Consider the following 14848-nt stretch of genomic DNA (forward strand, 5'->3'; position numbering starts at 1 on the left):
ATATACGAGTTTTTTCATGGTTGCTTTATTTAAGATATAAGGTTTATTTTTCAATGCCTACTTGTCTCAAAACATTCATCAAGGCTTCTTTTCCTTTTATGGCATTTAGAGGAAGATTCTCTCCATTTTTACCGAAAGCATACATTTGCCATTCTTTCTCGATGGTTATTGTACTTTCATCGTATTGACCCTCTTTATTTTTAAGCATTTCGGCATTTAACCCGAATTTTTCAGCTATAAAATCATACGCTGCTATCCTTTTAGAGAACCCGTAGTCGTGCCCTTCCTCAGGTAAGTGAACATTCTTTACGTTATCAGTAGCGCCATAAAATCCGTAAATCCGTTTTATAAAAGGATATTCTAAAGCAGGAACACTACTTGACCAATCTTTACCATCTGAGATTATTAATTGGGGTTTAGGTGCAAATATGGCTGCAACTTCAGCATTATTAGTACGGTTTCCACATAAATGAGTGGGCATACCGTTTTCGCATGGACAGCCTCCATTGAAATGCGATGCTAGCATTACTACAGGAATACTCAAACTAATCCGATCGTCTATGGCCGACATCATCATCGTCATGCTGCCACCTCCCGATCCTCCTGTGATCCCTACACGAGAAGAATCTGACTCTTTGAGGGTTAAGAGATAATCGAGTATTCGTATAGCATTTAATGTTTGTATAGAGTGTGCCGCACTTAAACGATGTAATGTACCATCAAATTGTAGTAGGCTTTCTCCCCACGCAAAAATATCCCAAGAGGCGGAAATGATACCCATACGAGCTTGCATAGCACATCGTTTTTGTTGGTCTTCACGATACCTGCCAAGTCCGAAATGTCCATTGGGATTTAGTATAACGGGACATTTACCTTTTATTTTTGAAGGTTTATAAATAGATCCACAAACATATATACCAGGTAATGTTTCAATTGCAAAATTCTCAACTGTATATCCGTTGTATTTTCTTTTAGCTGTCAGTATAACCTTAGAATCTGGTTTTTCGGGTAATGGCGATAACCTTAAAGCTTCTCTAAAGCAGGGGGTAAGTTCAGTTTTACGTTTTTCCCAGCTTGCTTTATCGTTATATTGTGATTCGAGATATGCCAGAAACTTTTCTCCTTGAGCAACATTTGTTCTGGCATATTCAAACGATTTTATTTTATACTTATCGTTATCCATAACAAAAGTATAATCGAAAGGAGCCAGCACAGCATATAGACTTTCTTCTACACTCCATGGTTTGATTCTCCAATCAGCATAATTCAAGACTTTATCGTCTATCATTTTATTATCATACTTAATTTTGATATTGAATTGTAGCTCAATATCTGCCAAAACGTCTTTGAGAGGACGTGCATAAGAATCGTCTGCTGTTTGTGCAAACAATGCAGATGAAATAATAATTAATTGAAATAAGAGGATAGTTGTCAGTTTTCTCATTGCTCTATAATTATTGCATTCGAGTTCAAGTTTTGTCCTTTCTCAATGCTTTGATTCAATCTCTTAAGGTAATTCCCCATTAATATAACATTGTTGGTACTTGCGCCGTCTGCTTTAAGGAAAGATTTGCTTCCTGCTAAGGGAAAACATCCTCTAATGAAAATGTCTTTTACATCAGTGAGAGATATAAGACTTTTCTCTGAGTTAGGTTGCAACGTATATACATTGTTCATCTGAATATTTTCAGAATTTTTGATTGTAAACGAAGGACTCAAGGTTGCATTTACCTGTACATCGGTAAATGTAAGGTCTTTCGATTTATCAATGTCGAATCCTGTTTTAGCATCGATATTAATATCTGTAAAAGTTATATTCGAAATGGGAGCTTCTTCGATTCCCCATATAGTACAGGCTGCATTTACATCAGAGCCTGTAACATTTGAGAAATGAATGTTTCTGAATATCGGTGTCCTTTCAGATAGTGGCTCGGCAGGAACATCCGAATAAAAAAGATTCAAAGTAATTGCCTCTTTTTTGATGTTTTTCATCACCACATTACTCACTCTTATTTCTTCCACTATTCCGCCTCGTCCTCTGGTCGATTTAATGCGTATACCTCTGTCGGTACCATCGAAAATACAGTTTGATATGGTTATTTTGCGAACATCGCCTGACATTTCGCTACCGATAACAACACCTCCATGGCCTGCTAACATTGTACAGTTTGTAATGGTTACATTTTCACAAGGTGTAGCATATTCACGCCCTTGAAGGTCACGTCCCGATTTCAAGGTGATGCAATCATCACCTACGCTGATATGACAATCCGAGATATGTACATCTTTACACGATGAAGGATTTATACCATCTGTGTTTGGAGAGTAAGGATTAAAAATAGATACTCCCTTAATGGTTATATTTTCACAAAACTCAGGGTTGATTGTCCAGAAAGGAGAATTTTCGATTGTAATTCCTTCAATAAGTATATTTTTACTCTTATACATCTGGATGAAAGGTGGGCGAAAGAATTTCTTTGCAAGTGTTCTTTTCCAATCCGACTGTTCTTCAATCTTAAGGTTTGGATTTTCGTTATCCCATAATTCTTGTAGAGGAGCTACTCTTTTTAAAAGTGGTGCATACTTTTCAATACCATCCATTGCCCACGCTACATGCCACCAATAAGCTCCGTTTCCATCAATCTTCCCTCTGCCTTTGATGGTAATATTTTCTTTCTCATAGGCATAAAATAGAGGATGAAAACTTTTCATCACAACACCTTCGTATCGCATTTCTACAAACGGTGTATACTCTTCGTACTCACCCGAGAATAGAATTGTAGCACCGGATTCAATATCAATTGTAATATTACTTTCAAGCTTGATAGGACCTGTTAGATATGTTCCTGCAGGAAAATATAAAGTCCCCCCTCCATCGGAAGTCAGCTCATCAATAGCTTTTTTTATTATTTGTGTATTTGAGGTTTTCCCATCGGATTTTCCTCCAAACGAAATAAGGTTAATCGTTTTAGCATTACTGCAAAAAAATACACTTAAAAAATAAATTGTTAATAATAATTTTTTCATTATATCTTATACGTGTTTCTATTTAATACCAGAGGTTAAGTTGTTTAAATTAATATACTTATGTTAACTATGTAAGCTAGCTTGAAGTTCTATTTTTTCGGACGTATTTGATTTGTTTACAATTTTATTTACTAATATATCTATGGCTCTTCTCCCCATTTCGGGTAGAGGTTGCATCATGTAAGGAACATCATAATTTACAAAATCAAATATTTCATTTCTATCAAAACTCATCAGGTTTACTTTCTTAAAAATATTTTTATCTGTTTCTTGCATATATTTTATTCCTGCCACACAAACACTATCCGTAGAGAAGAATATACCGTCCAGATCTTTTATTTTAAGCAGATCGTTAATGGCATTGTTTGTATCTTCTGTGATATTTTCATAGTTTACTTCTTTAATTAGTCCGGCATCAAATATATTGGCATTTTGCACAGCTTCTACATACCCACGTTTACGTTCGGCCATATGATGAAGTTTATTTTTATAAGTAAGCAATGCTATTTTTTTACACCCTAAAGCTATCAGATGTCGGGTAGCTAAATAGGAAGTCTGATGATTGTCAATCATTACATGGCTTGTTTCGATAGCAGGAAAACATCTGTCGAGTAATACAACCGGAATCTTAGACTTAACAAGTTTAGCTATATACTCTTCGCCATTCTCAGTTGGAACTATTATGAATCCATCCACTTGTCTGCTTTGAAGTGTTTGTATCATCTTTTCCATTTTTGATGTATCTTCATTCGTATTGGTTATAACAATAGTATATCCTAGTTTCTCGGCATATTCTTGTATATGAAACGCTAGAGTAGCAAAGAATATATTGGATATATCGGCTACAATGAGTCCTATTGTTTCTGAGCGACCAATCCTTAAACTTCGAGCCAGATTATTAGGCTCATAATTCAATTCTTTGGCTTTTGCTCTGATCTTTTCAGCCATTTCAAATCCTACACGCCCTTCCTTTTCTTTGCCATTGATAACTAACGAAACTGTGGCGTTAGAAACGCCTAATGCTATTGCAATATCTTTGATAGAAACTCGTGCCATTGTTGTGCTATTTATAGTTTTCGATTTTACAAAAATATCAGATTAAACGTTTTAGCAAGGTGTTTTTGTTATGTTATGAAACATGGATTACTAAAACCCTTCTAATAATTATTTCTATGGCTATCATATCTATGTAACGATTACTGTCTATTGTTGAGCTTTCTTATAGCTTTGACTGTATACACTAACCAAAGCTATAAGAAGGTTTATGACCTTATTGCCCAAATTCGGTTTGTTGCCTTTCAACTTCATCTAAAGCTTTTTTTCGTTCTTCTTCTGAAAGTTGTCTGTTAAAGCTTCGCTGATATGCTTCACTGCTATTTTTATTAACTGTCGGTTTATCTAAAAATAATAGATTACGATTTGTGGCGATTGTCTCAAATTCTATATCAGCCGGGGTAGGGGCATGTTCCCCTTCAAATAATACACGGGCATGCACCTTTATTTTACCGGGAGTTATAGTTGATCTTATCAAAACGGGGGCAGAACCAAACTCTACTGTCCGTGGATTTGCTCCTATTTGCGAACCTCCAATTATTTCGCCTTCGCCTTCTATCGTAAATAAAATCTGCTCTTTAGCTAATCTGCGCACATTACCTTCATCATCGGTAACCTCGCATATAACGGGGACAAAATCAGAGCCGTCAGCATATAATTGTCTTCCTTCGTTATCTATTCTCAAACTCAATTTAGTAGAGCGTCTCGATGGCTTTTTAGTTGTAGAGCATACTACTTTACCATCTATAAGACCTTCTGCAACAAAGGTTACCTTTTGCCATTGCTTTTGTACATATGGATATTCTCTCATAGAATTGAAATCATAAACATTCTTGAAAATAACCGGAGGATGGGGCATTCCATATTGAGCCTTTTGTACTTTCTGAGTTAAAGTATCTTTTCCGTAGACAATCAGTCTGACTTCGTCGCAATTAGTAAATATGGTTACATCCTGATCTGAGAAAGGAGAAATTTCATGTGCGATAAATATCATTGGACCAGTTTCCGATAATGGATGTTTAAGGTCGGCATCAACCTGACTCTTGAACATGTAATATGAATATTTGGGTTGACGGAAAGCATCCATTAGTCCACCCCAATATGGGTCAGGATGATAACCTCGCTGGTGATCGAAAGGATGCCATAATGCACCTCCTATAAACTGATCGCTTTGTGTATACATCTCATTGTAAGCTTTCGCCAGCTGCAAAGCCTGAACAACCTGAGGTCTTTCGCCCCAACTGCGAGATGCTCTGTTGTTAGTATTGTGTGCATACCAATCATCTACATTTTCACCAAATTCGCGTGTAAATATACACTGCTTATAGTTACCTACATCTTTAGGCCATCCGTAAACAACTTCGTAGTTTTCGGCCACCCCTTCCGAATGTGCATCGGCTACACAGAAAGCTCCCATATATGGATATTCTTCGTGCGTTATCTGATGGGCTTTTAGTGAAAACTCTAAAGGGAAACGTGTTTCATTAAGAATAGGCTCCCACATTAAAACTGAGGTGTGATTACGGTCTCGTCTAATCATATTCCGTATATCTTCATAAACCAGTTCAGCAAATTTAGGGTCTTTATTCCAGTATTGCCATCCAGGAGTAGCTACAATAACAAATATACCCAACTCGTCGCAAGCATCCATAAAAGAGGGATCTTGCGGATAATGTGCTACACGAACTATACGGCATCCTGCGTCACGCAATTTTTTAGCATCACGCCAATGTTGAGAATTGGGCATGGCATTACCTACATATGCGAAATCCTGATGTCTGTTACCTCCAATAAGTTTGTCCGATAACTCATCGTTTAACCAGAAACCATCTTTACCTCTAAATTCGGCTTTCCTTAAACCTATACGTGTTGTTCCACCATCTAAGCTCGTTCCATTAGATGCAATAATTCTCGATTCTACTCTATATAAATAGGGCTGATCGGGCGACCATAGGGTAGGATTATTCAGTATAATATTTTGCTTTATTTGTTTCGATTCTCCTCGTTTTAGATTTACTTTAGAAGATACTGTTTTTAACACATTTCCATCTGCGTCACACAGTCGGGTTTCAATCTTAATGTTTTCATTATTTGCAGATTGGTTCAATACATCTGTGTCAATGGATATGGATGCTTTCTTTTTAGAAATTTCATCAAAATGTACAAATATTCCACCTCCCGCAGGTTTGTTTTCTTTATTAGGGTCTGAAATGTGAATCTTGGAAGTTGCTATTAACCATACATCTCTGTAGATACCTCCATGATATGTAAAGTCTAGTGTTGATTGCTTTTTACCCGGAGGAAAGTTTTTATCATCAGAGTTATCGGTTAGTACTGCGATCAGGCATTTATCTCCTGCCTTTACTCCATACTGAGTCAGTTCTATGCTAAATGGCAGATAACCACCCAAATGTTCTTCTACTTTTTGTCCGTTTAAATATATAATGGTTTTACCCATAGCAGCTTCAAAATAGATATTTATCAACTGATCTTTTAAAGTCTCATCTACTATAAAATGCTTTCTGTACCATGCTGGTCCTTGATAGTTTCGTCCTCCGCTAGCTTCTGCGGGCATTAGCTGAACAGTATGAGGTGTAGAAACTATATCCCATCGAGAATCATCGAAGTCTATCTTTTCAGCACCGCTTGGATTGCCTCTTTGAAATCTCCATCCAACATTGAAGTTATAAACTTTTCGACCCGAATTATTCAAATCGAAAAAACCTGCAACCGATGTCTCCGGTTGGATTCCACTACCTCGAGTGGCAAATGATAAAAATAGAGAAAATAAAAGAAATAATATTTTTTTATTCATTATTCGTGATTTTCAAATGATCAATTAAAAGGTTATTTTTGCCTGTATAAAAGTGATTGTGTTCTCAAAAATATATAAGTTTTGTCATAGAATAAAATGAGTAAAAGAAAGTCTTTTGTATTTTTGGTACAGGACGAAATATTCGAAAACCTTAGTATTGAAGCGACTCTCAGGTGTAAATAAGTAATGAAAATATACCAATGTTACTTTAATATAAGATCAAATAAATTACAATTAAGATCAATTTGCATATATCAAAATGTGAATAAGAACATATATTTGCAGACATCAAATACTATTTAGAAAAATTAAACCTAAATCATTTAGAATTTTAAAACCTGAAGAAGACACTATTTAATATAAATAAATTCCCGATTTTTTTAGTTGAATTAAGTTAAACGTTTAATCAGATTTCATCTCTCTTTAGTTAAACGATTAATCAATATTGAAAACCTATTTTATTAATACCATTTTATTAATTTATTAATTATGAAAAAACTATGGAAAACAAGTCACTGAATTTATTGAAAGCCAGTACGAAGTATAGTTATCTGAGTTCTTACCTCAGAAATATATTTTGTTTTTTTCTGGCGCTGTGCGCAATACCACAACTTCAAGCTAAATCAGAAAAGGCTATTGTATCAGAGCAACAGCAATCTAAAATTAAAGTAAGCGGAAATGTTGTTGATTAAAGAACCAGAGCCATTGATACTGCAACACATATCGGAGGATGAACTGATTTAAATATAACCTTAAAAGTTGCCAATGTATAAAAGACCAAAATTATGCCTGCACTTTGCAAATAAGCAATAGAATTATATTCTCAACAGATAATTAATTTGTTGAGAATCGTCAATATATAAAACGCTATTGCATATTTTAAAAAAAAACAATTTACAAATGGCATAATTGTCTGTTTATTATATGTTTATATACTTTAATACTTAACTTATTATAAAATTTAATGTATGAATACAAAAAAGAAAATTAGACCGATCATAGGCATTCTATGCTTTTTGATGGCTCTATTCGTTACTTCCTGTGTCGATGGATATAAGGATGATAATACATTCTCCTCAGATGTAAGGAACACACAACTGATATCGCCTGATGGCAGTAAAGTAACAACTGTAGCTGTAGCTAATATCACAGGGGGACAAGATCTTAAAATCACATGGCCTGTGGTCTATGGTGCCGGAGGCTATCAGTTCACTCTTTACAATGTGGATGACCCTGACAACCCTGTGGTAGTTGGCATAGAAAATGAAATTATTGACGGATGTTCTGTCACGCGTGAAAGGGCTGATGACACAAGATATAAAATTGTTATTAAAACATTGGGCAATACAGAACTCAACAATACTGGTGCAACGGAGGCTACAGAGACTGAATACACTACATTGATCCCTGTATATGCGTCTATCCCCAGCGGGACTGATTTGGGAGTGTATTTTACAAATAATCCTGTTCAACCACAAGGTCGCGATGCTACAGAGATTGTTTATGAACTGGAGGCAAATGGTGAATACACCATGGGGTCTGATGTTGGACTCAAATCAACGAATATTACCCTCCGAGGTGATAAAGTCTATCATCCTAAGATAAAAGTTACCGGTAATGCCTCTTTTATCAGTGATGGAGCCGGATTCAAAATAAGATGGACAGATTTCGACCTGAATGATTATTCCGGTGTTGGTTTTATACAATACAATACCACCATAAATGAAGAAAATGCAATTTACTACAACGGTAATCCGTGGATTGTGGTAGGAGTCTCATCGGGCATGGAATCCTGTAAAGTTACCAATCTTAAAACTTCATTAATTAATGATAGAGGTCAAAGATATGCTTTGAAAAACTTCACTTTCAATGATTGTATTGTAGAACAACATGCTACATCAAGCAATCCATTCATTAACTTCACAGGTGCTTTAATAAAAGAATTGTCAATGATAAACTCTACCTTCTACAACAATAATAAGAGTTATGGAAGCAACTGGATTGTGTATGCAAACGTTCGTGTTGTTCAAGTTGCCGACAGGGTTATATGGGCAAATGAAAAAGGAAGTATAAATATCCAGAATTGTACATTTTGGCAGATTGCTTATAGCAGGCAGTTTTTCAATTCTAACGGCTGGGCACAAACTACCAACTCTGTGAATGTACAAAGATCTATATTTGTAGATACTGCAAATAAAGAGGTGCTTAGACGAATCAGAATGTCAAGTAATAATGTTGCTGCCACTTTCATTCAAAATACATATTGGTATGATGGAGTATTAGCTGAAAATGAAATCACTCATAATCAAGGAGACAAATCCGGAACCCATATAGAGTCTGACCCTAAACTTGCAGACCCTGCAAATGGAAACTTTACTGTTGGAGGAGCTGCTCAGATCTCTGACCGAACGGGCGATCCGAGATGGCTGCCTGCTCAATAATAAATTAAAAGAGGATTGATTGTAAATCAAAAAAGAAAAAAGATATGAAGAAAAGATATTTAATAATTCTCGGTTTATGCATGAGCTTTATCTTGGCTTTTGTTTTGCCGGCTCATGCACAGGATTCCCGGACAGTCAATGGGACTGTCGTATTCGAAGACGGAGAGGCTGTTATCGGAGCCACATTGAAAGTAGAGGGTACTACTACTGCTACAATAACCGATCTCGATGGCAAGTATTCAATTCAGGTACCGGTGGGTAAAAAACTGGTTGTGTCTTATATCGGGCATGCAAATCAGACTATTTCGGATTTTTCCAATACCCGTATTGTTCTAAAAGAAGATGCTTTGCAACTGAACGATATTGTGGTTGTTGGTTATGGTGTACAAAAGAAAGCCCACCTTACCGGTTCTATTGCAACTACGAATATGAATGATGTAACCGACCTTGTCACAGGCGATCTTTCTTCGGCTTTGAAAGGTTTGATGAACGGTGTTTCGGTCAGTACAACAGGAACTGCACGTCCCGGAGCAACATCCCGAATAGATATCCGTCAGAACAATGCAGTGAGTGGACTCAGCTCAGCTAATGAAACAGATCCATTGTATGTAATCGATGGATATGCTTATCCTATGCAAGAGGGTGCAATAGCCTTCAATAATCTGGATGCTACAATGGTAGAAAGTATTTCGGTATTGAAAGATGCTTCTGCCGCTGTATACGGTTCTCGTGCAGGAAATGGTGTTGTTTTGGTAACCACTAAACGTGGACAGATTGGAAAACCTAAAATCTCGTATAGCGGACAATTTGGCTATGCTGATGAAATAGCCCGTCCAAAAATGCTGAACTCTTACGAATACGGTAAAATATGGAACGGTGTTCGTGCAGCTAATCCGTCTGAACCATATGATTCGCGTCTTGATTTATTTCAGGCAGATGAATTGGAAATTATGAAAAGGTTGAACTACGACTTGCTGGAAGATGCATGGAGTGCCGCCTTTACACAAAAGCATGCTGTAAATATGGGCGGAGGGAGCGATAATGCCAACTACTTTGCTGGTATAGCATTTTACTCACAAGACGGAAATATAGGGAAACTCAACTACGAGCGTTGGAACTACCGTGCCGGTATGGATCTTAAAATAAATAAATGGTTAAAAGCATCGTTGCAGGTATCGGGTAACTACGGTGAAGATACTAAAGCCTATAACGGAGTTGCTTCATCTACTAATGCTGAGGCGGATTATAACAGATTGCTAACGCAACCACGTTATATTCCTTCGTCTATAGATGGCCGTCCCATAGCATCCTATGGTATTACAAATGCCACTGTACATAACTCTCAACTCTACAACTATGATGCCGTTCAGAATTCGGGTGACTATAAAATGAACATAAATCAGGAGATGAATGTCAACACGGGGCTGGAATATGATTTTGGCTGGAGCGATTTGCTAAAAGGGTTGAAACTAAAATTTACTTATATAAAAAGTATAAATACGCTCGAATCGAAACAATTAGGAACAAGCTATAATCTCTATAGTCTGGTGGCTCGGGGTGGTAGTGGCAACCATCTTTATACAGGAAGTGATATAGATTTGTCAGATAGTAATTTCACAAGATCTACCGTAAATAACGGAGGTATGGTCGATCGTACTATGTCTCGTACCGATAATTATCAGATGAATTTTTTGGCGACCTATCAACGTACATTCGGTAACCATAATTTAAACGGATTGTTTGGTATCGAAAAATCTGAAAGAGTATTCGAAGATGTGTATGCATCAAGATCGGATCTATACCCTAATGCAAATGGGCAATCTTCTACCACCGGCAATCTTGCAGGAACCAAAGATAACAGATTCTCGCGTGCCGAATCGGCTAGCCTTTCGTATATCGGACGCATAAACTATGCTTACAGGGATAAATATCTGTTAGAGTTTTTGGTTCGCTCTGATGCTTCCTCTAAATTTGCCCCCGAAAATTACTGGGGGGTATTCCCCTCTCTATCTGCAGGCTGGATTATGTCGCAGGAGGAATGGTTTAAGATAGAAGTTATTGATTACCTGAAATTACGTGCATCGTTCGGACTTACCGGTCGTGATAATATTACGGCTTGGACATGGGCTAAAAATTATAGTTATAATCCGGACAAAGGTCCTGTGTTTGGAAGTCCAAACTCTGCTAGCGGAAATTATATTACTCTTCCCGATCAAGGCTTTAACCGCGACGCCAAGTGGGATAAAAGTTACAAGTCTAACTACGGACTCGATTTCGGTTTACTCAACAATCGCCTGAGCTTCAATGTCGATGGGTACTACGAGTGGAACCGGGACATATTTACTCCACTCAACAGCAGTATACCAAGTACAGCGGGTTCAATGCCTGCAAATGAAAATTTTTCTTCAATCGACGCCTATGGGATTGAGATTGCAGCAGCGTGGAAAGACAAAATAGGCGAAGATTTCAAATATGGTGTCAGGGTGAATACCGGATATTCCGACAATCGCCTGAATAAAATGAACTGGCCGACAACAAAAGAACTGGATGGCATAGTACAAGGCGAGCGAAACGATAGAGGCGTATGGGGACTCGAATGTTTAGGTATATTCAAAACTTATCAGGAAATTGAAGAATATTTTGCAAAGAATAACATTACCGATTATTTAGGAGTGGGAAAAGCCGATATGCGACCCGGTATGTTGATATATAAAGACATTCGCAGCACTAAACGGGACGAAAACGGATACTATATCGAAACGGCTGACGGAGTAATAGATGAAAAAGCTGACCGTGTTAAAATATCTAACCGTAGTGATAATATCTATGGCTTTACGGTAATTCTTAATGCTGAATGGAAAAGCCTTTCACTAAGCATGCAGCTTAATGCCAATTGGGGAAGCTACACCGTTATGTCGAAAAATATGCGTTCAATCAACAATAGCTTATTGAATACATCGGGCTACAATTCGATGCAGTACACCAACTTGCCGTCTTTCTGGGCAAACAATATGTTTGTTTACGAAGATGTACTGGATGCTAATGGGAATGTAGTAGCCGAAGCCAACCGCAATGCCAGATATCCTAACTTGATGTATGAAAAGGTAAACGATGTCGAGTCTACATTCTGGAGAATGAATAATGCTTCTGTTTCGGTGAGTAACATCACATTAGCTTATACGCTGCCTAAAGTGTTTATTAAAAAAGTCGGGGTCGAAAACTGCCGCCTGAATCTGACAGCACAGAATGTATTGAATTTCCACAATGCGTATCCCGATAATTTTTACAGCTCGTTTGCCGGGAGTTACGGACAATACCCCAACTTGCGGAAAATTACATTAGGAATTAATGTTTCATTCTAAAAACGAAAAAAAAATGATGAATACAAGAAAAATAGTTGGTTTCGCTACTGCCCTTTTGGCTGCAGTACTCATCTTTACCGGATGTAGCGACCAATTCCTGCAAGATAAAAAAGACTACACTAAAGTAACCGATCCTTATAGTAATTATGCCACAGCAGAAGCTGCGATCAATGGTATATATGCTTTAGCCTTATCGAACTCGACCGCAAGTTTCGGTTGGCGATTTTCGAGTGCGGGCTCGAGTGATATATATTCTCAATCAACGGAGGAATATTCAGGGTTATCGGCTTTGGTTGACCAAGATGTAACAATAACAACCTCTGGTGACGGTTCTTTACCAAATGTTTTTTATAATGAACGTAAAACCTCAACTAATTTATATGGGTTTATTTTTTCCTGCAACGATGCCATCGAAAGTATACCTGCAAGTACAGGGCTTACGCAAGAAGAGAAAGATAAACTGATCGGTCAGGCGTATTTTTTTCGTGCATGGGTTTATTATCGTTTGGTGAAAGAGTATGGAGGCGTACCCATTGTAACAAAAGTTCAAAACCCTATAAGCGGAGAGGTTGATGCTCTAACGATTCCGCGCTCAACAACAAAAGCATGTATCGACTTTATCTGCGAAGATTTGCAAACGGCAAGCACACTTCTACCTTCTTCATGGAGCGGTAACAATTATGGCAGGGTAACTGCAGGTGCGGCATTAGCACTGCAAGGACGTACACGCTTGTTGTATGCAAGCCCGGTATTTAATCGTGCCGATAATAAAGACCGTTGGGAAGCGGCTTACCAGTCTAATAAAAATGCAATTGCAGAATTGAAAGCCGCAGGCTTCGGTTTGGCTTATGCGGATGCTCCGGGAGTAAATGCTTCGGGTTGGGGAAAAATGTTTTCCGACTTTTCCTCCACAGAGGCTGTATTTGTAACACTTTATAACAATGTAAATAAAGGCACAAACACCACTCCGGAACTATGGAATGGTTGGGAAAAAGCGATTCGTCCGACTAATGCAAATGGCGGCGGCGGGAAAAATACCACAGACCTAATGATAGACTTGTTCCCTATGGCTGACGGTAAGAAACCGGGACAATCATCATTTACTTATAATAAAAACCTCTTTATGATAAATCGAGACCCCCGTTTTTACCGCACATTTGCATTTCCCGGGGTATATTGGAGATTCTCGGGAGATCCTACTACCAATCCACCTTCTAGTGCCTATCCATATAAAGGAAGTGATTATGCTTTATGGAATTATGCATGGTATGATACGGCAGATAAACGCACAGCAATGGATCAGAGCGGATACTCGGGTGATGGCTTAGCCGAGAACTATAAAGGTGTATATATTCGCAAACGTACAGATGATTTGGATATAAACGCCACACCATTATATGTATATAAAGTTGATAAAGGGAACGGCTTCGAACAATCTGCCTCTCCATATATGGAGATACGCTATGCCGAAGTATTGCTTAACTTTGCCGAAGCTGCATGTGGAGCCGGTTATTATAGTGAAGCCTTGGAAGCTTTGAGGGATATACGTAAGCGTGTAGGTTATACGGGAGAGTGTGGTTTAGATAATGCCTTAGCCGGAGACAGAGGCGGACTGTTCGCAGCTATTCTATACGAACGCCAGATAGAGCTGGCTTACGAAGGAAAACGTTTCGATGATATGCGTCGCTGGATGCTTTGGGATGGAGGTGTAGGACAAGCTTCTATACAGCCGACTTGGGCATTGACCGGATTTAATGCTAATACGTGTACATATTTGGGTGTTAAGCCTTTCAATGGAAATAGAAGAGGTCTTGTAGAACTTTGTGTAACAGTAAAAAATGGAGTTGTCGGCAATGCTACTGCTACCGATCCTTATAACGCGACTCGCCCTGCGGCATGGAATCTGGCAACACAGACTCTTTCGGATCGTGCCGATTTGGTTAAATTCTACACTGACAGTTTGACACGTAAGGATAGAATAGGGGATGACCTGACAAAGACTGTTTCATTCCAACCCCAATATTATTTCATAGGTCTTAAATCCAATGCTCAAACCAATAACCCTACACTGGAACAAACCGTAGGTTGGGCAGATATAATCAAAGGTGGCACCGGAACATTCGATCCACTTGCTGAATGATAGGATAAAT

Annotated in this window: 7 protein-coding genes and 1 pseudogene; 4 read left to right on the plus strand and 4 right to left on the minus strand. The window is 38.0% G+C overall.

The window, feature by feature from the left end:
* Positions 1-43: 43 nt before the first annotated feature.
* The 4 genes and pseudogenes from CLV62_RS09035 to CLV62_RS09050 all read right to left on the minus strand — a co-directional run bounded on the left by CLV62_RS09035 (position 44) and on the right by CLV62_RS09050 (position 6895).
* Positions 44-1444, minus strand: coding sequence for an acetylxylan esterase (locus tag CLV62_RS09035; RefSeq protein ID WP_110310458.1), 1401 nt, complete (start codon positions 1442-1444; stop codon positions 44-46).
* A gap of 263 nt (positions 1445-1707) precedes the next feature.
* Positions 1708-3027: pseudogene (locus CLV62_RS09040) on the minus strand (glycoside hydrolase family 28 protein); the annotation flags it as partial.
* A 63-nt stretch (positions 3028-3090) separates the two neighbouring features.
* A complete protein-coding gene (locus CLV62_RS09045; protein WP_110310460.1) occupies positions 3091-4083 on the minus strand; it encodes a LacI family DNA-binding transcriptional regulator in 993 nt (330 codons plus the stop codon).
* 214 nt (positions 4084-4297) lie between these two features.
* Entirely contained in the window at positions 4298-6895 is a 2598-nt protein-coding gene (locus tag CLV62_RS09050) for a glycoside hydrolase family 2 protein (RefSeq protein ID WP_110310461.1), read from the minus strand.
* Positions 6896-7395: 500 nt separating this feature from the next.
* Here CLV62_RS09050 and CLV62_RS09055 point away from each other — a divergent pair, with 500 nt between their 5' ends.
* From CLV62_RS09055 to CLV62_RS09070, 4 genes are all read left to right on the plus strand, one after another.
* Positions 7396-7587 carry a hypothetical protein gene (locus tag CLV62_RS09055; RefSeq protein WP_110310462.1) on the plus strand — a complete coding sequence of 64 codons (192 nt, stop codon included), beginning with the start codon at positions 7396-7398 and terminating at the stop codon, positions 7585-7587.
* A gap of 276 nt (positions 7588-7863) precedes the next feature.
* Complete coding sequence (locus CLV62_RS09060) at positions 7864-9336, plus strand: DUF4992 family lipoprotein (RefSeq protein WP_110310463.1); 1473 nt, start codon at positions 7864-7866, stop codon at positions 9334-9336.
* Positions 9337-9380: 44 nt separating this feature from the next.
* Positions 9381-12698 (plus strand): SusC/RagA family TonB-linked outer membrane protein, encoded by a 3318-nt coding sequence (locus CLV62_RS09065; RefSeq protein WP_110310464.1) that lies wholly within the window; start codon positions 9381-9383, stop codon positions 12696-12698.
* Positions 12699-12714: 16 nt separating this feature from the next.
* Entirely contained in the window at positions 12715-14838 is a 2124-nt protein-coding gene (locus CLV62_RS09070) for a RagB/SusD family nutrient uptake outer membrane protein (RefSeq protein WP_110310482.1), read from the plus strand.
* Positions 14839-14848 lie beyond the last annotated feature (10 nt).

Source organism: Indolivaga alginatilytica, assembly GCF_003201355.1.
Classification (GTDB): domain Bacteria; phylum Bacteroidota; class Bacteroidia; order Bacteroidales; family Dysgonomonadaceae; genus Dysgonomonas_A; species Dysgonomonas_A alginatilytica.

What these genes read in the sequence shown, in the direction of transcription:
- CLV62_RS09035 (WP_110310458.1), bottom strand. Translation starts at nt 1,444, where the DNA reads ATGAGAAAACTGACAACTATCCTCTTATTTCAATTAATTATTATTTCA.
- CLV62_RS09045 (WP_110310460.1), bottom strand. Translation starts at nt 4,083, where the DNA reads ATGGCACGAGTTTCTATCAAAGATATTGCAATAGCATTAGGCGTTTCT.
- CLV62_RS09050 (WP_110310461.1), bottom strand. Translation starts at nt 6,895, where the DNA reads ATGAATAAAAAAATATTATTTCTTTTATTTTCTCTATTTTTATCATTT.
- CLV62_RS09055 (WP_110310462.1), top strand. Translation starts at nt 7,396, where the DNA reads ATGGAAAACAAGTCACTGAATTTATTGAAAGCCAGTACGAAGTATAGT.
- CLV62_RS09060 (WP_110310463.1), top strand. Translation starts at nt 7,864, where the DNA reads ATGAATACAAAAAAGAAAATTAGACCGATCATAGGCATTCTATGCTTT.
- CLV62_RS09065 (WP_110310464.1), top strand. Translation starts at nt 9,381, where the DNA reads ATGAAGAAAAGATATTTAATAATTCTCGGTTTATGCATGAGCTTTATC.
- CLV62_RS09070 (WP_110310482.1), top strand. Translation starts at nt 12,715, where the DNA reads ATGAATACAAGAAAAATAGTTGGTTTCGCTACTGCCCTTTTGGCTGCA.